We start from the raw sequence: 19,601 nt of genomic DNA on the forward strand, positions 1-19,601 counted from the left end.
TCTCAATCAATCACTTTTACAACTGTTACATTTGGGTAATGGGAATCATTATCGTAACTACAAGCCCTCCAGCACCGGGATTATGCGCAGAGATACATGCACCCACGCTCGTCAGGTGTCGCTTCGCCAGCGCCAATCCCAGACCAAAGCTATCGCTTTGTGCGTGCCGGGCATTATCAACACGGAAGAAGGGTTCAAAGACCTTCTCAATAAAGGCCTCTGGGATCCCGGGTCCCTGATCCTGAATACGAAGGCAATACTGCTTTGCTTGCTGTGTCAGCGTTATCTGTACCTTTTTACCTACCGGCGTGTAACGCAGTGCATTGCGAATGACGTTTTCAATGGCTGGGCACAACGCACGATGACAACTGTTTTGCACTAAGGCGCTAGTCGGTGAATCGAAGACAATACACCTGCTGGGAAACTCGAATCTGGCGTCTTCCACCAGCACATCGAGCAGATCCACTAAGTCAACGTTTTCTCTTTTGAGCAGCGGTTTTTCGTTCTCCAACCAGGCCAGTGTCAACGCGTCTTCGACGAGTTTGCGGATCTGTCCGGACTCTCTGGCGATCCGCGCAAGGTGTGTCTGGGCATCCTGCACATCAAAACTCTCGACCGCAATATCGAGGCGGGTAAGCGGTGTACGTAACTCATGGGACAAATCCGCAATGAGCTGTCGCTGACTGGCGATCAGCTCGCCAATCCTGACCGCCATTTGATCAAATGTGGCGGCAAGGTGGGCAAACTCATCATTGCGCTTGCCCAGATACCTGCCCAGCCTGACCTTAAAATTTCCCTGACTAAATGCCGACGTCGCACTGTCCAGCTTGCGCAGCGGGGTAATAATATGCCGATATAGTAACACTGACAGCACCGCTAACACGGCCATCGGGATCAAAACCTGAAGCAAAAACTTGGTTGTCGCCCAGTAAGTGCCGGGCCGCATTCTGCTGGGTAACTTTATCAGCAAGCTGGCATTGCTGTGTTCAAATGGCAGTTCCATCACCGGGTTAGCGGCAAAATACAAATGAATTTTCCATTCTATGCTGCGTCCAAAATGGTAGGTCCCAACAATGTCTTTGTCTATCGGCTCACCAGCAAGATGAACCGCTCTGAAACTGGCCACCGATGCCCAGGTCGACTCTTCGCTCATCAATTGCTGTAACCAAGCGTTCAACGCCTTGGTATTATTGTCCATGTAGAGTTGTTCGGACTTTACACGCCACTGCGTCAGCTCAGTACGATCCGCTTTCGCTATCATGCTCATGGTTTCTTCGGTTTTTAATGTCAGAGCGTGTAACAGGTAAAAAAATACCACCAAGCCAGTCGCTACAATCAGGCACAGCTTCCAGAGAAATGTACGCTTCATTTAAAACAATATCCTTGTCCATGGACAGTTTGCAGCCGCTCTCCAAACCAATTGGCCTCATTGAGCTTTCTGCGTACCCGGCTTAAATGCATATCAAGGCTGCGATCATAAGCGCCAAGCTTTTTGTTCAGTACCGACAAATAGAGATCGGACTTGGGGACTATGGTATTTTGCTGTGACATCAATTCCCACAATAACTTAAACTGAATGGGGGTGAAATCCAGTGGCTTGCCATGGAGTGTGATCAACTGTGAATGCAATGTCAGTCTGAGCCCGTCGACTGAAATTTCAGACTGCATAATTGGCGCAGTACTACCATGACTACGCCTTAACAGACGCTCAATTCTCAGCAATAATTCTGTTGCATTAAACGGCTTTGCTACATAGTCATCCGCACCGTGACTGAGGCCCAATATTCGTTCTTCTTCAGCCCCTTTAGCTGAGACCATGATCACCGGCTGCTGGCTCGACGCGCGTAACTTTTGTAGCACAGTGACCCCGTCAAGCTTAGGTAACATTTTATCCAGCAGGATCAGATGATGTTGCTGCGTCTTTGCGACCTCAAGCCCGCTTTCACCATCAAAGCACTGATCGATGTGATACCCCGCCTTGCGCAATAAATCAGCCAGATAAGTGCTTAATGTGCTGTCATCTTCAATTAAGAGTATTTTTTGTACCACACAAGGCTCCAAAAATAATAATGAGAATCAGTTGCAAGTGAGTATAGTAAGGATTGAAACTGTAAATGTAAATTGTACTCACCTGATGAATATTGATGTATGCACAATTAGCAAATGATCACAGAGTGTAATTGGCTGTAATCGCGCTGATTTTAGGGCTGCACCATAATAAGACATCTCACTACCCCTACAGGATTATACTCATGGCATTTCCTACCGCAGTAAACAACCAGATCACGGATTCAGTTTCTCAGGCCAATACCAAAGTTCTTGGAGACGCCCCGGCCGTTGCAATGGGCAATTTGATGCAGGCTTCAAGCCAGGCATTCGCCAATACAGCCCACCGCGCAACACTCTCGCAAAAGTTTTCCATGTCTCCCGTCGCCCTGGGCGTGAGCAATTTGTATAACTTAGACACCGCATCAACCGGCATTGCGACACGCACGATTTTTAATCGCGGCTAGCACCGCTGAGTTATTTTGTTTATTTATTAGTTTGCAACCATTCACCGTAGAAAAATGACTGTTCACTCAGCTTGTTACTGTAGTGCTCCCCAAATAAGGTAAACTGTCCTTATGTCATTTACTTAACGGATTGAGATGTCAGTAATCTATTTACAGCGTAACGAGCAGTTCATGGCACTGGCCACCATCGCCATGGTGAGCCTGTCGATTAGCTTAACCGACTGGGTGCAGCGCGCACTGCCGCTCTCACCCCTCATTGTCTTCTCTTCACTGGCTGCTGTACTGTTTATGTATTGGTTGCCTATGCTCGTCAGTTATGTACTGATACGACGCGTAGCAATTTCACACTGGGTTGCGCAATATGGCCTGCTTTATTTGGCTATAGTTTCTGGCACTTTGGTATTTGGGGCGCTACGCGCTCAGCTGCTCGAGATCCGCGCCCTGGAATTAGCAGAAGCGCTGTTCATTGCTCTGCCATGGAGTAGCGGTATTTTTGTGCTGACAAAGTTTTACCTTACGCAAAAGCACCTCAAAGATGAGCAGTTACTACGCCAGCAGGCAGAGCTCAGGTTACTCCACAGCCAGCTTAACCCACACTTTTTGTTTAACAGTTTAAACACCATTGCTGCACTGACCTCGTCTCGCCCGGCGCAAGCCGAAACGCTGGTTCATAACCTGTCGGCTATTCTGCGCTACTCACTCAGGCATACCACATCAGGGCGTACCGAGTCGCCCGCGGTTAATCTGTCCGATGAGCTCATAACACTTCATAAATGGTGTGAGATCGAACAGTGCCGGTTTGGTGAAAATTTGCAAATCGAGTTCAGGGTCGACGAAACGCTGCTCGGTGTTACCTTACCTGCTATGGTGATCCAGCCGCTCATTGAAAATGCCATCAAACATGCTCAGCAGCGCCCGCTGTGCATCACCATTCAAGCCCGCCTTGAGCAGGGATTAGCATCTATTTCAGTCACTGACAATGGTGTGGGCTTTCCCGAGTCTGTGTTGGCGGGTGATGCGCAAGCAGGCCTGGGCCTGGCGATTACCCGCTCCCGACTCAAGCTGGAGGCCAATGCTGAACTGACGCTCTCTAACTTGCCCAATGGTGGCGCCAAAGCACTGTTTGTGCTGAAGGAACAACAATGCTGAATATCGCCATTATCGAAGATGAACTGCCGGCATTACAAAAACTTAAAACGCAGCTGAGTCAGCTGTGTCACTACCAGCTTGTCTATCATGGCGAGGACCCTGCGATATTTTTATCGTGTTTCGGTCAACATCAAATTGACCTGGTCTTTCTTGATATTAATCTGCCGGGACTGAACGGTGTGCAACTGAGCCAGAAGTTAGGTGCAGCCGGATTTAAAGGCCAGATCATCTTTACCACAGCCTACAGTGAATTTGCCGTTGATGCGTTTACACTCGGCGCAACGGACTACTTGCTCAAGCCCTATACCAATGAACGACTAGCCCTGGCACTGTCGCGGGTTGCCGCACAAGGCATGCCCGGCACTGAGCCATTAGTGCTGACCAGCAAAGTCGGCGATAAGGTAACGCGTATTGAAGCCAGCCAGATTGAAGTCATCAAGCTGGAACACGGCCATGCCATCGCATACAGCGCCACACACACTTACCCCATAGATCTGACGCTTGAAGAGCTCATGGCCACGCTGCCCGATGTGTTTCTGCGTATTCACCGTAACGCCATTGTCAACCACCTGAAAATAAGCACACTGGAGCGCTGGGTTACCGGGGGGTACCTGATCAAACTGGCACACAGTGGGCAACAGGTGATCAGCAGTCGCAGTGGTGCAAAGCTGCTGAGGCAAAAACTACAGATTTAACACCGAGTCCTGCGGCTCGCCCAAACAATAAAAAAACAAAGGAAACTGATATGAAAAACATAATGCCGATCCTGCTGGCAGGGCTGCTTAGTGCCTGCAATTCAGCCATGGACCCCGATGTGAAGCGCCATTTTATTGATGACGATCAGGCACACCCGCTGGTTGTGCTGCTTGGTGGCAGCGAAGGCGGTAATACCCTGGCGAAACCCCATTTTCAGCCCCTGCTGGATAGCTTTCATAAACACGGTATGTCTGTTGCGTCGCTCGCCTATTTTGGTACACCGGGCACGCCTTCGAGACAAATTTCGCTGTCGCTTGATGACATTGCCACACGAATCAGCAAGCTGGCAAACGACCCCAGGATCAACTCAAATTGCATTACGGTGTACGGTTTTTCCAAAGGTGCGGAGCTGGCGCTGCTGCTGGCTGCGCACTTTGAGCACATTAACCATGCGGTAGCGGTCATGCCCAGCCATGTTAGCTGGAACGCGGTAAAAACCTTTTCCTCACAGCCAGGCTGGCAGCTTAAGCAAACTCCTTTACCCTATGTTGATGCGCCGCTGATTTCCTGGCCAATGCAAAAAGGGGTAGTCACCGGCATATATACACCAGCATTCAAAAACGCACTTGAAAATGCAGCGGCCAGTACCCTTAATGCCGCCCGGATCCCGGTAGAAAAAACCAATGGCCCAGTATTGCTGGTCTCAGCCAAGCAGGATGAGATCTGGCCATCTCATAGGATGGCAAACAACATCATCGACTCCCTGCAACAGGCTGATTTTGCCTATCCATATGATCATATAGAGTTACCTGGCGGCCACTACAGTTTTAACCGTGAAACGCAGGCTCAGGTCAATCAGTTCTTAACCAATACACTGGTTAAACAGTGCCAGTAACCACACTTTGAGGCAGCAGCCGCCAGTTACCGGTAGGCACTGAGTAACTGGCGGCTGGGTTGAATTACAAGGCTTGTTGAATTGTCTGCTTTTGCTTGTGCAGCCAGGCCAGCTGAGACGCATCATCCACAGATAAAGATATCGCTTTGTTCACCGCTTCCATTGCCTGTTGTGGCGCCTCCTTGGCCATCAATACCCGGCTCAACATGCCGTAAGGCTCTGCGGTAGTCGGATAATAGGCTATCCATTTATTGACGATATATTCGGCCTCTTCAATATACTCTTTCATAACCAAATAGTTGCTCAGCCCCCAGAGCTCATTAAATTCAGGCACGACCTCATAACCAAGACGCGCTGACAGCCCCTGATAATGTGCATCAAACTGGTGTTTTTTGCCTTTGATCTGCTCACCGGTGATCCACCAGTTTCGAAATATATAGCGCACGGCATCATAGAGGCCAATATGGGCAATGGTCATATGATCCTCTGCTTCATACAGGTCGGCATGCCAGTTAAGTTTAGGTCCGGCATGTGCATCCAGGTTCTTTCTGAGCCGGATAAAGTTTGGGATCTGCTTTTCAAACGGGGTATCCGCTTCTGTTGAGATGATCAGCGTTTTGTCCAGTTTTAAACGACCCGGACGCTGCTCAATGAATGGCAATATATTACCACTGCCCCAGCCCATCGCCGGCGATAAAGCTATATACACATCAAATAGCTCAGGAGCCGACAACATAGTGTACAAGGTAAACAGCCCTCCCAGAGAATGACCGCTGAGCAGACTGAACGAGTTGGTCCGATAACGCTGCTCGACCAGCGGCTTCACCTCAGTGCGAATAAAGCTCAGCAGCGAGTGATCCGCCGGGTCGGTAATAACCTGACCGTCTTCTGTATACGGACTCAAATCCCGACTGCGTAATGGCGTCTCAATACCCACCACTATCATTTCGGAGATACCACCTTGCAAGTAATGGATCATACTGGCGGCATGGTCCATCTGACTTCGGGCATCCGTCAGGTATAACACGGGAAAGCGTCGTGCTTTGTTCTCCAGATTAAAATAGCCCACAGGTAACGAAATATGTACCTTACGTGTTTCTTTAAACACCGCTGAGGCCAGCTCAATCTCAACCTCCCTTTCATTGCCCCAGGATAAGTGTGGCAAACATAACAGTGCGAATAGCCAGGCTAACTTCATTTTTATTTACTCCATTGTATTTATTATTTAAAAGCGCTTAAATACGCCCCACATGGGTACACTCATAGGTTTACTCATATGAGCGACAAATTGTCTGTGTGGTATCCAGGTGGGTGACTGCACTCAGCAATACAACTAAAAACACCCAATGAAGGCGATGTAATCGTCCTAATTTTTATCTTAGGAATTTCTTAGGCCATATAATTCAACAAGTTAAGTATGGAAAAATTAACGCACGCTTTTGTAATCAACAACATAATAATTGACCCCCAGCGTAATCAGGTGCAGCACCCGGACGGGATAAATTCGCTGGAACCAAAAGCGATGGCCCTGTTATGTGTGCTTGCCGGACAGCCCAATACGGTGATTGCACAAGAAATCCTGCATGAAGCTATCTGGCCAGGTCGCGTTTTTTCACCCAGCTCATTGCAGCGCCTGATTGCACTGCTAAGAAAAGCACTCAGAGACAAAAGCAAGTCGCCCGAAATCATCTTTACACATGCCAAACAGGGCTACAGTTTAGAAGCGGCTATTTCAAAGCCCCAACCCCACACTAAAAAGCCCGCCAAAGCCTTGCTATCTGCACTTGGCATGTTCTTCTTATTATTTGTTATTATTGCTTATATTTTTTTCAGGTCACCCCCTACACTCTCTGACACTCAGGCGTTCACCTTTACCTCTTTGGCAGAATTTAACGGCCAGTTTTCACCCGACGGCGAGACCATTGCTTTTTTACGCCAAAGCGCAAATAAGCAAACGGAATTAGTCATACGACAACTCGAAAGTCCGGGCCAGGACCTGCTGTTGTCCGACCTACAGATCCGCGACTTTACCTGGGTGACGAATACGCAACTGCTGGTTGCACAGGCAGACTCTGAAGAAGGCCAGCTGATCAGAGTCCAGCTAAAACAATCCGGTATTCAACCACTGCACAGCCTGCCCGCGACCAGACACCTACGCAGCATCAGGCACCTGCACAAAGGGCCAGACTCGGCCATCTACTTTGTTGCGGCTCATCCGGATAGCGCGCAAACCGACACAAAACAAAATGTTATCATGCAGCTGGACTTAATCAGTTTTGAGCTAAAAACGCTGATGACCCTGCCCGCAGCACACGATATCGTCGACCTTGCTGCAACGCATCAAGGCCTTTATGTATCATTGTTTGAAAATAAAAAAGTCAACAAGCTGCTTAAAGTTGAGCCCGATCCACAGACCGTTTCTGTTGTTAACGCTGAACTTAACGGGCGCTATAAACTGGCCTGGTCTTCGTATCATGAACGCCTGCTATTGCTGGACAGCTTAAAGCCCGCACTATTCGCATTAGAAGCGAATAACCAGCTTGTCGCCATTAAGCACGCTCTGTCGGCAGGCATTTTGGATGCAAACCTGTACCAGGACAAACTCCTCACCAGCCGGGCTCATCAAACCATTGACGTGTTCAGCAGCCAAACCCCGGGCGCAGCGCTAATAGACAGTAAGTATGAAGACTACCTCGCCTCTGTTTCACCCACTGGCCGCAGTGTGGTATTCGTTTCGAATCGCAGCGGTTACCCGCAGCTTTATCTGACAGTTCAGAGCAGTCAACCCGAGGTGATTTTTAACAACCCTGGGCGGGAAGATTTTATATCTCGCGCTATCTGGCGCCCGGATGCACAGCAACTGGTATTTGCAGCGGACAAAAAAGTGTATCAGTTTAACATCGCGACTCGTCAGCTTATGGCCTTACCATTGGCTCAGCCAATCACCAGGGTTGAATACTGGCAGACAGCTGACTTATCGGGTTCCGGCGTGCTCTATCTAACCCATGCCGCGCAGGCAAGTACAGTGAAATACCACATCGATTCGGGCGAAACAGAATTATTATCGGGCTCAGATCACTTTATCTATGCAAGCAAGGCGCACAACATTGGCTGGCAGGGCAATACCCTCAGAACCTCCACCGGAGTGAGCTGGCAACCCGATAGCGGAAAAATACGCCATGCCTTCAGTGTCGGTGAGCGTATCCTGGTACAGATTGCGACACCGGGTGCTCAGCGCCTGCTTGAGTTCGACCACCACCTCAATCTGCTGTCTCAGCAGCCGCTGCCCGAGTCCGCTCAGTTTGTTAGCAGCGCTTTTTACAGCGAGCAAAACGCCTTTATCTATTATTATTCCCACTGGCAAAATACCGACAGCGATCTGATGCTTTCACGGCTCACATTCTAGACGCAGGTTTACATGTGCACAAATTAACGCCAATTTCGTACCTGATAACGATAAAAACAAGGAAAAGGTCTAATGCGAAATCAGCTCATTTTTATCTGGCTCAGCCTCTGTCTGGTTGCGTGTGGCAGCGGCAGTGGAGACAATGACATACAAAGTAGTCAAGCTGTAAGCTCCAGCCCCGTTGCCCCGCCAGAAACGAGCCAACTACCTAACTCTCCTCGGGCACGCCCGGATGTGGTCTTTGATGACACACTCATCGAGGACGTAGAGGACTTCGTCACACTCGCTCATTCAGTACAATACTTTTACCCATCAAAATCGGTACAGACATCAGACTGGCCACTTTTTATTGCTGAAAGTATTGTTGAATTAAGTCAAACCGAAGATAGCGCAAGAACCAATAAGGGCATTGAACTATTGCGGCAGATTGCGCCTTACCTGGTAACCAGGCAGGACCAGTTACCCACGATTAATCAACAAACACAGGTTGCAGCCTGGCGGCAAAACGCGCCCTTCTCCCAGGTGACCTATAGGAGAAACTTGCTCGAGGACAGCTACGGTTCGCTAAGCAGCCAGGCGTATTTACCCAGCAACCGCCATATCAACTTAAACTATGCCGGGCAATCCGTTTATCTCCCATTATACCTGCCAACGCAGACTCAACTTGCGGGCGATACCTTCTCCCGGCTGGGGCGCTGGCAGCTGACGAGTGATTTCAGGCAGCCGGAAATATGCATGGCAACCGTCTCTGGGATGTGGGCCATGATCCAGCACTTCTGGCCTTATTTTCAGCAGGTCGAAATCAACTGGACGCAGAGCCTTAAACCCTTACTGAACGCCTGTACTGAGCCGGTCCTGACTCAGCGAAACGCGCTGATTTATACTGAGTTTACAAAACTAAATGACAATCACCTCAGCATTGTGTTGCCTGACCCGGAGTTACCACCTTTTGACTATTATATGCCCTTCTTATTTGAGATAGTCGAAGGAAAAGCCATTATCACACGCACGGAGCAAAACAATCGCTCGGATATCGAGATTGGTGACGAGGTCCTCTCAATCGATGAAGAACCCGTGCAGACCTATCTGCAAAGTCGCGCAGCTGACTCGTTTCGCAACCAGCTACACCGCTTAAATTGGGCTGCACGCTGGCATTTATACCAAACCTCAGAAACCCCTATTCGCTACCAGATCAAAAAGCCAGACGGCAGTGAAATTCAGCAAACCGTTATCCCGCTTAAGCGCGATAATCCGCTCAAGTTTAATGGTATGAGATATGTCCCCATAGGCTCAGAGGTACTGGAACACCTGGGTGGCAATATTTATCGTATCAACGTTTATCAAGTCGAACAGCAAAACCTTAGCTCATTGCGTGCTCAGCTAACAGATGCCAAAGCCGTGGTACTGGATATGCGCCAGTACCCGACCAGCTGGCAAGGATGGCAGGGCGTACTCAGCTGGTTTATTCAACGAGACGCCGTCAATAATACACTCGCCCATTACTGGCAAGGTGCGCCCAACCAAAGTGACGTGCAAATACAAAGTCTTACACAGACAATCCTTGTCGCACAGGACGCACTGAACATTCCGGCAATTGCGTTGGCATCTCGGGAAAGCCAGAGCCAGAGTGAGCATGCACTGGTGTTTGCCCGCAGTGGTGGCATAAAAGTACTCGGAGAATCTACTTCGGGTATCAATGGGGAAATTTTTAACGCTGATTTCTTTGATTTATCGGCAAGTATGGCACGGGATAACCTATTCACCTTTACCAATATGCTCGCTAACCGGCTTAACGGCGATCCCTTGATCAACGCAGGGGTTGAAATTGATATCTGGGTGCCCAGAACCATTGAAAGCATCAGAGCACAAAGAGATAACCAGTTAGAAGCCGCCGTCGATTATTTAAAAGCTCAGTTAAAGTAATTCACCATCATAAACTCACTGCGCACAGTACCTTTTGGGCCTGACTGAGCCGGGCCCAAAAGGACCCTTATTTACAATCAATGAAACGCAAACTAACCTGTATACGGCGTATTTCACGATTAAAAGGACTTAAATGATGTTAGAGATGCTAAGAAATGGCGACCTGCCATTAGCCCCCACGGTGCTTGTGTTACAGCTGTGCCTGTGTCTGGGAGTTAATTTACTGGTTGCTTATAAATATCAGTACAGCAAAGCCGTTGCGGTCCTCGTTGCCTTGCTCCCATTTATCAATATCTATGCAGCCTGTATGTATATTGCCCTGGCCATATTCCATTCAAGGAAAACCAAGAACCCGAGTAATCCCGGTTGATATCATCACAAATTAAATGAGGCTGGAGCGGGTATGGCGCTTCAGCTTTTATATCCCCCTTGGATACTTTGCTGCGCATCAGATCCAGCCCAGAGATTTGGCTACCAGCCGGATCCCCAGCATGGCGGTTAAAATAAGCACGGAAAAGCCTAAAATGTTGGACACCAGCGTATTTGAGTATTTGCCCAGCATGCGTTTATTGTTCATTACATAGAGCAGAAAAGCGGCGATGATGGGCAACAGCAGACCGTTGGCAAACTGGGCCAGCAAGATAATTTCTATCGGCTTGATATTGGCCATAGATAACACCGCCCCGATTACAATAATGGTGACGCTGATAAACCGAAACGGCCTGGCGTCCACTTCGGTGTCCAGCTGCAATAACTCTGTCACCACATAACTGGTGGCCAGCGGTGCGGTGATCACACTACTCAGACCCGCGGCAAACAAACCCACGCCCAGCAGATACTTAGACAAACTGCCAAACAGCGGCTCAAAAACCTGGGCCATATCAACGGCATTATTCACGCTCAACCCCAGTGAAAAGATACTGGCCGCAGCCGTAGAGGTCACCAAAATGGCGATAAGGCCACCCAGGCCAATGGAAATTGCGGTGTCTGCACGCGCCTGCGGAATATCATCCGATTCAGTCCAGTGTGCCTTTGCCGCCGAGGCATGTAAAAACAAGTTATAAGGCACCACAGTTGTACCAATCAATGCAATGACCGTCAGCAAAGAGCCTTCGGGCAACTGAGGGGTCACCATCCCTTTAAGTAAGGCGGTTAAATCCGGGTCTACCAGGAAAAAGGTGACGACAAATGCCAGCGCCATGACAGACACCAGCGCTATCAGAATACGCTCAATTTGCTTATAGGTTCCGAGTATTAAAATCACCGCCCCCAGGGCCGTTAACGCAATGATAGAGCTGCGAAAAACCCACTTTCCGGGCGAAGTGATCGCCTCAATGCCCAGTGCGGCACCCACCAGATTACCCGCCTCATAGGCCGCATTGCCAATACAAATGGCCACAATGATCAGAGCAAATAATGGCCATTTCCACACAGAATCCTGCAAAGACTGATGGATCACGGCGCCAAGCCCTTGCTGTGTGACTATCCCGACCCGGGCCGACATTTCCTGTAAAATAATGGTCGCCAGGGTTGCAAATACCAGCGCCCATAACAACGCATAACCAAACTGAGCACCTGCCAGTGTACAGGCCGTGATCGTGCCCGGGCCGATAAAGGCTGCGGTCACAATAACGCCAGGTCCCAGGTTTTGAAATATCTTTAGCATGACTCACGCTTTCCTAACCGATGCAGTGGCATTCACTTTGCTCCCAATTAAATTTTGAAACGATTCACAATGGCCTCTGACTGAGGTTGATCTTCCTGCATTAAGGGCGTCAGGGCCGTTTTGGCAATTTCCAGATAGGCTTTTAGTTCCACGCGTTTCATGCGCATCATTTCTTTACGGCTTAACTCAACCTGCACCTCGTTGAGTTTTTTCGCTTCCAGGTAGGTGATTAAGGTCACCACGGAGGAAATGATGATCACGGGGATCCGTGACAACAAGACCAGTCTGGGCTTTATTTTGAGTTTCATGCTACTCAGCCTCTTTGTTGCGCAGCTTTAAGAGCGCTCTTCAATCGCTTTATCAGTTTGTGGCGATGTGTCGTAGATGGACTGCTCCTTGTTATAGTGTTTGAGGTACTCTTGCAGTATCTTGTCATAAGTGCCGTCTTTTTTTATTTCCCGCAGCACCTGCTCCACCTCCAGCCTGGTTTTATCCAGCGTGCGGACCTTCGAAAACGCAATATAACTGGGTATCTCGTAGCGATAACTGGGCACTTCGGCAACCAAGTCTTCTATGCCGAGCTGCTTAATGATCTCAAGGGCACCGAGTCGGTTGATCACCACCACTTCCACTCTGTCAGCAAGCAGCAACTCAAAGCTCCGCCGGCCCGTATCTGTCGTGACAACGTTTTCAAACACACCTCTTTTTAGCGCCGTGTCGATTTCTGTGCCATAGCTCACTTTATGCATAACCCCAATGCGATAAGGCGCCAATGAGTTAAGCCGACCATCAAAGTGGATATTATTTTTTCTCAGCGTGAACAGAGCAATAGACTGCTCAATCAGGACCTCATCCGAATAGTCCAGGGATGTCAGTCTCTGGGGGGTTTTATAAATGGTGAATATGCCATCATAGCGTCCAATTTCAACTTCTCTAATCGCTCTGCCCCAGGGAAGAATGTCGATGCTATAGGGCTGCTCCAACCGCCTGAATACCTCGCGTACCAGCTCCACCGCAATGCCACTGGGACCATTTTTCCCCTGAAATTCATAAGGGGGATACTCAAGCGTAACCAACTTGATAACCCGCTCTTGGGGTGTGCTCGCACCTAGCAAACAAAACGCCGCCAGGCTAAATAACAACCCGCGCCAAACCGTCATGACGCTTCTCCAGTCAGCCTGGGCAGGGACTGGGCAAACGCTTTTGCGCATTCAGATACAAACTGAGCATGCAACAAATTACTAGCCATAGTTCAGAAACTCAATTGCACTTTAATATAGGCGCGACGCCCTCGGGGGTCACCCGTTCTGGGGTCGTAGCTACCCGCAATGCTGACATAAGGCGGATCTTCGTCGGTAGCATTGACGATGCCAGCAATAAGCCGGGTTTCTGAATCCTCCTTCACCAGGTCGCCCAGATTGATGCTGTATTGCAAATCAATGGTGTTGAACGAGCTGATAGATTCGCCGCTGACGTCGTTTTCATAGCTGGCAACATGACGAATATAAATATTGACACTGTGCTCGCCGTCTGACCAGTTCATGCCAATGCTGCCTCGTAACCGCGGGGCAGGATTACCGACCGTGTTCCGGTTAAGCTTGCCCAGCCCGTCGCTGGTGTTGCCGGATGTATCCATGAGGTCATAACTCAACAAATAAGCAGCCTTAAGTTGCGGCCTGAAATCTCCCATATCAGTGCGATAAACGGTTGTTGCGCTGATATCCAGCCCGGACGTATCAATGGCTTCGGCGTTGATGAATTTGGTGTTCACAATTGAGATAGTACCGGCTGATGTGCGGATCACCCGGCTTGGGTCATTGGGGTTGGCGTTGACCACAGCCTGGTGGCTTTCACGGGTCAGTACGTCTTCAAAAGAAAAGTCCCAGTAATCCAGATCCACAGCAAGCTCATCCAGTGAGAAAGACAAGCCAAGATTCACCGCCTGTGAGGTCTCCGGGACCAGGTTAGGATCGCCGACGGTTCGGTTACCACCAAACGTAGTCGAGCCATCTTCGGGATCTGTGATGTTGGCAAAGTTGGTCTGTACCCCCTGCAACTGATGAACCGAAGGTGCCCGGAATGACGTGCTGTAAGAGCCCCGAATAGAAAACCGCTCGCTTGCCAGCCATAAAAACGAGACCTTAGGGTTAGTGGTATCACCACCAAACTCGCCATAATCCTCATAGCGCAATGCCGCACCTATTTCTAAATCGAGTGTCAGCGGCACCAGCACCTCGGCAAACACGGCTTTTACATCGCGCTCCCCGTAAAAATTCTGATTACCAATGAGAAAGGCAAAGCTGTCTTGCTGAGTTAAAGAGTCATAAACATTATTAATGGACTCATCGCGGTACTGAACACCGAGCGCGTAGCCGACATCACCACCGCCCGCTTCAAACAACGACTCACCGGTGATCACGGCTTCATAAACACGAATTTCCGATTCAGCGTCACCCAGATAGTCACCAATAATAAAGTCTCTGAGCAGCTCATTGTCCGGGTCCTGCGGATCAAAGGGGTTAAAGTAATAGCACTCCCCTTGCCCGGCCTCGGCCACTGTCGTGCCACTGCATTTGCTCCCTCCTAAGCCATGCAATGCGGCCTGAAAGTTATCGGTAATGACGTCTCTTGGGTTCAGTATGGCGTCGTTCGCAGCCGCAACAAAAGAAAACTGCCAGTAAATACCTTCGGTTATTTCACCATCGCCACCAAAGGCAAAGCGCGAGGTCGTGTGGTCGTAATAGTTGATTTCGGTTGGTTTGCCTACCCCGTAAGGCCGACCAAGAAAGAAGACGTCCTCACCAAAGGGGTTATCCGGGTGACTTGCCAGTACGCTGGGGGCGTTCAGTACCGGAAAACTGGGTGACACTTCCCGGGTTATTTTGTTTCTGGCATAGCCGAATTCTGCCCATAAGCGCGTGGTATCGCTCCTGTCCCAGGTTGCGCGCACGTAGGCTTGTAGCCTGTCTTCGTTCGGTACGGCCGTGATCTGAGGACCGAAATCAAACAAGCAAAACGAATTGCCGTTGTTCCCTTCGGAGAATATCCCACCATTAGCAACACAGTTCGGATCTGCCACCGTTAAACCATTGGGGTTGTTTTCATCTGCACGTGAGGGAATGACAAAACTACCCGGGTTACCAAAACTACTGGTTGCTGGCTGCAACCAGTCAACTTCGTCCAGTAATAAACTGGAGCGCTCAAGAAAGCTGGCCGCAAATAACATGTGTCCGGTATCACTCACAACCCCGCCATAGGCGAAGTCAATTTTGGTGTCTTCCTGATCGCCATCACTCCAGCGGGTGCGATATTCGTATTGCAGCTCGCTCCCCTCTAAGTCGTCCCGGGTAATAAAATTCACCACCCCGGCAACGGCATCTGAACCATAAATGGCGGAGGCACCGTCTTTTAATATCTCGACCCGTTTGATGGCCAGAGTGGGCACCAAAGATGCGGTATCGACAAAACTTGCCCCCTGATCGGTCACCACCGCCGACGTGACCTGCCGGCTCCCATTCAGTAACACTAAGGTTGACGACACGCCCAGCCCCCGCAGATTGACGTTCGAGGTACCCGCGGTAAAGTTTTGCGATAAATTGTCTGAGTTGTTCTGCGATCCGGCATTGAAGGGCAAAACCTCAATCAGATCTCTGACATTGTTTGCGCCAATATCGGTCAGGTCACTGAGTTCTGTGCTGGAAATCGGCGAGGCGCTCTCTGACTGGATGAAGCGCTTGATCCGCGACCCCGTAACTGTGATGGTTTCGATGGTGCTTTGATCGTCAGCTGGTGCACTAGTGGGTGTTTCAGCAACAACTAACGCCGGGCAGAGTAACAAAGGCAGAGTCCGCAATTGCAAAGACTGGGCTCTGAGCGGGGAGTTGCACATGATTTCACCTTGTTGTTTCTTTCGGTAAACGTCTCAAGTGCTATGTGTCCCTGGAGTGTCACTCCCACAGCATTTTAATATTGCTGTTTTAATCATAGTCGCAGATTGCAAAGTCATAGCAAAACTGGCGTGTTTTTTACTCATAGTGTGCTTTGCGGGGCAAATGCGCGCAGACTAAGCCTGCGCGCTCACTAAAAATCACGACCAGCGTGGTCGATTATTTACTCACGCGCAATGTATAACTACCAGCCCCGGAGTAGGAATACACCACAAAGCGGTAATAGCCAGACGCAGCACTGTAGTTAATTGACTCCGTGGATGTTGGCGATTCAGAAATAGCTACCTGTTGCCAGGCACCGTTTAACCACTTTTCTATTTTCAGATCAAAATCGGCATTGGCTGGGCCACTCAGCGTCAGGCCAATTGTACCGCCACTGTATTGAAACCAGCTACCGTCTGGCTCAATGGCACTTTGCTTGTTACTCAGTGTACCTGTGTAGGTGTCTGGATCGGGCTGAGTTGCTACATCAAGAGTAAAAGAGATGGTTTGTGCCGGGTCGGAGACATCGCTGATCCTGAGCCCGGAATCGCTGCCGTTCCACCACAACGCATTGGTACCACGAGACGTTTGTGCATTAGGCAAAGCCTGTGTAAACTCCCCCGCCACATCAAACAAATCAGTACCATCACCACGATTGCGCTTGTACTCGGGATCGCGATTGCCATCACCGTGTTCCATCTGAATATACGGATACCACTCATTGGAGTTATTGCCACGGCTGTCGACATGCCAGATGGCCAGCCCCTGATCGAGTTGCTCTGAGTTTTGACCCGATTTATGAATGGCTTCGATATAAAACGCCTCATTGTTGTTTGCCGGATTGGTCCATTTGTAAGAAGTCCCACTGTCCGATGTATGACTTAAACGACCAGAGGGCGCATTGGCGTTAATTGCCGGATTCAGTTCAGTCACCGTGTCCCAGCCAGCAATGGCCCTGAAATGTGCCACAGGAGGCGTCGGCTTGTAACGATTTGTTGTGCCTATGGCCCCGTAACCCATCACGCCAAAGCTGGCCACGGAGCCTTCAGAGCTGCCATCGTAGTCATAAAGATCTGGCCAGTTTGTGATCAAATGGCCCGACTCGTGAACAAAAGTACCAATGGCCAGGCTGGCGCGCATGTCGGTGATCTGATAGCGGTCGGTACATACGCCATCGGCACAAAAACGCGGGCTGAGCCTTGCCATATGCGGCCACAGTCCCTTAGACCAGGCACTGTCTGAATTACCGGCATAAAAGATATTAAGCCCCCGGATCTGTTTACTGCTGTTAGTAGTGAGCTGAGAAAAATCAAACCCCTGCTGATACTCCAGCCATTGCAGCGCCTCGTTGATCAACTCCTGGGAGCGTACCGTTGAGCTGAGGCTGGAATCGGCATAGTACGCCTTGTTCTTTTTCGCCGTGTAATACTGGGTAACCGTATTGGTGTAGTCGAGCTTATTGCCCGATACCGAGCGAAAATAACCCCGCACCGATTGCGCATTACCAAACTCAGTGTAGTTTAACTCATTCAAAAATCGTTCGACCTGCGCTTTAGTGATGGTGCCACGCTCATCCGGAAAATCGATGATAATCGTCAAACCTTTTACCTGACCACTGATCTCTTCGACGCTCTGCGTGTCAACCATAGCGGTGTGAAACGCCCCATGGCTCCCCAGCATCCGTGCGCGTGTTTTCTCAACCTGCGCAGCTTTGGCAGCATCTGTCAGTCCGGTCTGTAATTCACCGACAGCACGCGCTTGCACCTTGCCATGACTACCAACCAGCTGCCCGGTAGATACCAGCTCCTGGCCATCCTCACTCACCTGCGCATACGCCATGCCTTTAAGCAATTCATCATAAATGACCAGACGGCCATCCGCCGTTCTTTGCTCTGCGTAATAATCATTACCTTGCAGGAATAAGGTGATAATCTGACCGTCAGGCTGAGTAAATTCGTAACGCATATTGTTGTAGGGAATTGCTGCCTGGGCAAGCGCAGCAACGCTTAGTGCGCCAATGGCTAACAAAGAATGTAGTGTTTGCATAATTAAGTTCCTTTACATGTATGTGTGCCTTTTCATATCAACAGAGATATGAAAATAGGAACTTAATTATTAACGCTATTTTTACAAATTTTCAAATTTAAATTTTTCTGTTCGTTATATCTGCGACAAACCACACCGCTACTGACTTATGCCATGACGCACCGTTTTGCTTAAGTCGACCTGAGGCAACTGATTGTGCTCCTGAGCACACCAGCGCTTCAATACGATACGTCTGCTGTTTGTTTGGGTAAGCAGCGCTTGCTTAGGACGGTTTGCTTTGGCCTTTGACCAGGCCGCAGTGATCACCGTGTTGTCGAGCAACTGAACGTACAAATCAACTGACGGGGTCAGCTCTGAACCAATCAAAGCTGGCATTGATGCGATTAACTTTGTTTGCACCTCAGATTGCAAGTCCCGGGTCTCAACCACAGTGTCGAACACTGCCAGCTGCCACTGATAGAAGTCATTGAACACCATTTGTTCGCTGGCAGTTATCTGAGCAGCAACAGAAGACTTAAAACGCATAAAGCCACCCCAGTCACGCAAATGGATTTGAGTATTCAGCAGATTCAAACCTGTACCGGCCGCATGGCCGAATTGCTCTGCTTCTGAATGAAATAAAAATGCCCGAATGTACATGAGCTGAGCATTACGATAGCTGCTGCTGTCGAAATACAGATTGCCCAGATTGTTTTTAATATTCGCGATTATCTCCCGGTCATCAGAGAGCATCATGGCTTCATTGAGTATCCCCGTTGCCTTTTTGTGTTGACCGGTAAATCGATACACCACCGCCAGGTTGTTGGCGATCCTGGCATACTGTTTCTCATCTGCCACATAATTCAATGCACACTCATTGAGCTGCTCAGCATATTCGTAGTCATGCAAATGACGGTGATAAACCGCTACCGAGCCTATCACATGAATATGCTCGCCCTGCAAATACGCTTGCCATTTCTCCTGATTGAGTTGTTCTATGATCTCGGTGACTGCTTTATGATCACGGGCTCTGACACCCGATTCAAGTCCGGCGAGGTATACTTGCAGCAACCCTTTGCTGGGCTCTGTGGGCAACCGCTCCTGTGCCAGATGAAATACCAAAGCGGCCTGGGCGGGATTTTTATCATTCAGCTCTTTTAGCTGGTTTAATGTCTTAAATAGCTCCGCGGGAGTGAACACAACGGCAGCGGAAAACAGCAAGCTTGTGAGCATAAGTCGGTGGCACCTAATAACAATGTGGTTAAGCATGGTACAGATACAATTAATATACCAGATAACGAGGCCATTCCTGATTGACTATTATTGATACAACCCGAATAAAAAAACACCAAAACCCCATACAAAAAACATACGTATGTTAATAATTCTACTCAAACAC

At 49.3% G+C, this 19,601-nt stretch carries 16 protein-coding genes; 7 read left to right on the forward strand and 9 right to left on the reverse strand.

What is annotated here, in order from left to right; all coding sequences use genetic code 11:
- Positions 1 to 25: 25 nt before the first annotated feature.
- Together MHN33_RS04125 and MHN33_RS04130 are read right to left on the reverse strand one after the other, a co-directional pair.
- A complete protein-coding gene (locus MHN33_RS04125) occupies positions 26 to 1,369 on the reverse strand; it encodes a sensor histidine kinase (RefSeq protein ID WP_239395965.1) in 1,344 nt (447 codons plus the stop codon).
- Entirely contained in the window at positions 1,366 to 2,049 is a 684-nt protein-coding gene (locus MHN33_RS04130) for a response regulator transcription factor (protein ID WP_239395967.1), read from the reverse strand. Before MHN33_RS04130 ends, MHN33_RS04125 begins: the two co-directional genes overlap by 4 nt.
- A gap of 203 nt (positions 2,050 to 2,252) precedes the next feature.
- Here MHN33_RS04130 and MHN33_RS04135 point away from each other — a divergent pair, with 203 nt between their 5' ends.
- The 4 genes from MHN33_RS04135 to MHN33_RS04150 all read left to right on the forward strand — a co-directional run bounded on the left by MHN33_RS04135 (position 2,253) and on the right by MHN33_RS04150 (position 5,253).
- Positions 2,253 to 2,513: a RebB family R body protein gene (locus MHN33_RS04135; protein WP_239395969.1), complete on the forward strand. Its 261-nt coding sequence runs from the start codon at positions 2,253 to 2,255 to the stop codon at positions 2,511 to 2,513.
- A 135-nt stretch (positions 2,514 to 2,648) separates the two neighbouring features.
- A complete protein-coding gene (locus MHN33_RS04140) occupies positions 2,649 to 3,662 on the forward strand; it encodes a histidine kinase (RefSeq protein ID WP_239395971.1) in 1,014 nt (337 codons plus the stop codon).
- A complete protein-coding gene (locus tag MHN33_RS04145) occupies positions 3,656 to 4,357 on the forward strand; it encodes a LytTR family DNA-binding domain-containing protein (protein WP_239395973.1) in 702 nt (233 codons plus the stop codon). Before MHN33_RS04140 ends, MHN33_RS04145 begins: the two co-directional genes overlap by 7 nt.
- A 50-nt stretch (positions 4,358 to 4,407) precedes the next feature.
- Positions 4,408 to 5,253 carry an acyl-CoA thioester hydrolase/BAAT C-terminal domain-containing protein gene (locus tag MHN33_RS04150; protein WP_239395975.1) on the forward strand — a complete coding sequence of 282 codons (846 nt, stop codon included), beginning with the start codon at positions 4,408 to 4,410 and terminating at the stop codon, positions 5,251 to 5,253.
- Between the two features lie 64 nt (positions 5,254 to 5,317).
- Here the strand turns inward: MHN33_RS04150 and MHN33_RS04155 are convergent, their stop codons facing one another.
- Complete coding sequence (locus MHN33_RS04155; protein ID WP_239395977.1) at positions 5,318 to 6,451, reverse strand: alpha/beta hydrolase-fold protein; 1,134 nt, start codon at positions 6,449 to 6,451, stop codon at positions 5,318 to 5,320.
- 219 nt (positions 6,452 to 6,670) lie between these two features.
- Here MHN33_RS04155 and MHN33_RS04160 point away from each other — a divergent pair, with 219 nt between their 5' ends.
- From MHN33_RS04160 to MHN33_RS04170, 3 genes are all read left to right on the forward strand, one after another.
- Entirely contained in the window at positions 6,671 to 8,659 is a 1,989-nt protein-coding gene (locus MHN33_RS04160; protein ID WP_239395987.1) for a winged helix-turn-helix domain-containing protein, read from the forward strand.
- A 72-nt stretch (positions 8,660 to 8,731) separates the two neighbouring features.
- Entirely contained in the window at positions 8,732 to 10,582 is a 1,851-nt protein-coding gene (locus MHN33_RS04165) for a peptidase S41 (RefSeq protein WP_239395989.1), read from the forward strand.
- 133 nt (positions 10,583 to 10,715) lie between these two features.
- Positions 10,716 to 10,952 carry a hypothetical protein gene (locus MHN33_RS04170; protein ID WP_239395991.1) on the forward strand — a complete coding sequence of 79 codons (237 nt, stop codon included), beginning with the start codon at positions 10,716 to 10,718 and terminating at the stop codon, positions 10,950 to 10,952.
- A 78-nt stretch (positions 10,953 to 11,030) separates the two neighbouring features.
- Here MHN33_RS04170 and MHN33_RS04175 read toward each other — a convergent pair whose 3' ends face one another.
- From MHN33_RS04175 to MHN33_RS04200, 6 genes are all read right to left on the reverse strand, one after another.
- Positions 11,031 to 12,248: an Nramp family divalent metal transporter gene (locus MHN33_RS04175; protein WP_239396002.1), complete on the reverse strand. Its 1,218-nt coding sequence runs from the start codon at positions 12,246 to 12,248 to the stop codon at positions 11,031 to 11,033.
- A gap of 47 nt (positions 12,249 to 12,295) precedes the next feature.
- A complete protein-coding gene (locus tag MHN33_RS04180; RefSeq protein WP_239396004.1) occupies positions 12,296 to 12,556 on the reverse strand; it encodes a hypothetical protein in 261 nt (86 codons plus the stop codon).
- A gap of 27 nt (positions 12,557 to 12,583) precedes the next feature.
- Positions 12,584 to 13,408, reverse strand: a complete 825-nt coding sequence (locus MHN33_RS04185) for a transporter substrate-binding domain-containing protein (RefSeq protein WP_239396006.1) — start codon at positions 13,406 to 13,408, stop codon at positions 12,584 to 12,586.
- Between the two features lie 92 nt (positions 13,409 to 13,500).
- A complete protein-coding gene (locus tag MHN33_RS04190; RefSeq protein ID WP_239396025.1) occupies positions 13,501 to 16,137 on the reverse strand; it encodes a TonB-dependent receptor in 2,637 nt (878 codons plus the stop codon).
- A 217-nt stretch (positions 16,138 to 16,354) separates the two neighbouring features.
- Positions 16,355 to 18,223, reverse strand: coding sequence for a M6 family metalloprotease domain-containing protein (locus MHN33_RS04195; RefSeq protein WP_239396027.1), 1,869 nt, complete (start codon positions 18,221 to 18,223; stop codon positions 16,355 to 16,357).
- A 138-nt stretch (positions 18,224 to 18,361) separates the two neighbouring features.
- Positions 18,362 to 19,435, reverse strand: coding sequence for a tetratricopeptide repeat protein (locus MHN33_RS04200; protein ID WP_239396029.1), 1,074 nt, complete (start codon positions 19,433 to 19,435; stop codon positions 18,362 to 18,364).
- Positions 19,436 to 19,601 lie beyond the last annotated feature (166 nt).

Origin of the sequence: Pseudoalteromonas sp. OOF1S-7 (assembly GCF_022347765.1) — a bacterium.
Classification (GTDB): domain Bacteria; phylum Pseudomonadota; class Gammaproteobacteria; order Enterobacterales; family Alteromonadaceae; genus Pseudoalteromonas.

Bases quoted from the DNA above. Each gene is read 5' to 3' on its own strand.
- MHN33_RS04125 (WP_239395965.1), bottom strand. From the start codon at position 1,369: ATGAAGCGTACATTTCTCTGGAAGCTGTGCCTGATTGTAGCGACTGGC.
- MHN33_RS04135 (WP_239395969.1), top strand. From the start codon at position 2,253: ATGGCATTTCCTACCGCAGTAAACAACCAGATCACGGATTCAGTTTCT.
- MHN33_RS04140 (WP_239395971.1), top strand. From the start codon at position 2,649: ATGTCAGTAATCTATTTACAGCGTAACGAGCAGTTCATGGCACTGGCC.
- MHN33_RS04145 (WP_239395973.1), top strand. From the start codon at position 3,656: ATGCTGAATATCGCCATTATCGAAGATGAACTGCCGGCATTACAAAAA.
- MHN33_RS04150 (WP_239395975.1), top strand. From the start codon at position 4,408: ATGAAAAACATAATGCCGATCCTGCTGGCAGGGCTGCTTAGTGCCTGC.
- MHN33_RS04155 (WP_239395977.1), bottom strand. From the start codon at position 6,451: ATGAAGTTAGCCTGGCTATTCGCACTGTTATGTTTGCCACACTTATCC.
- MHN33_RS04160 (WP_239395987.1), top strand. From the start codon at position 6,671: ATGGAAAAATTAACGCACGCTTTTGTAATCAACAACATAATAATTGAC.
- MHN33_RS04165 (WP_239395989.1), top strand. From the start codon at position 8,732: ATGCGAAATCAGCTCATTTTTATCTGGCTCAGCCTCTGTCTGGTTGCG.
- MHN33_RS04170 (WP_239395991.1), top strand. From the start codon at position 10,716: ATGATGTTAGAGATGCTAAGAAATGGCGACCTGCCATTAGCCCCCACG.
- MHN33_RS04175 (WP_239396002.1), bottom strand. From the start codon at position 12,248: ATGCTAAAGATATTTCAAAACCTGGGACCTGGCGTTATTGTGACCGCA.
- MHN33_RS04180 (WP_239396004.1), bottom strand. From the start codon at position 12,556: ATGAAACTCAAAATAAAGCCCAGACTGGTCTTGTTGTCACGGATCCCC.
- MHN33_RS04185 (WP_239396006.1), bottom strand. From the start codon at position 13,408: ATGACGGTTTGGCGCGGGTTGTTATTTAGCCTGGCGGCGTTTTGTTTG.
- MHN33_RS04190 (WP_239396025.1), bottom strand. From the start codon at position 16,137: ATGTGCAACTCCCCGCTCAGAGCCCAGTCTTTGCAATTGCGGACTCTG.
- MHN33_RS04195 (WP_239396027.1), bottom strand. From the start codon at position 18,223: ATGCAAACACTACATTCTTTGTTAGCCATTGGCGCACTAAGCGTTGCT.
- MHN33_RS04200 (WP_239396029.1), bottom strand. From the start codon at position 19,435: ATGCTCACAAGCTTGCTGTTTTCCGCTGCCGTTGTGTTCACTCCCGCG.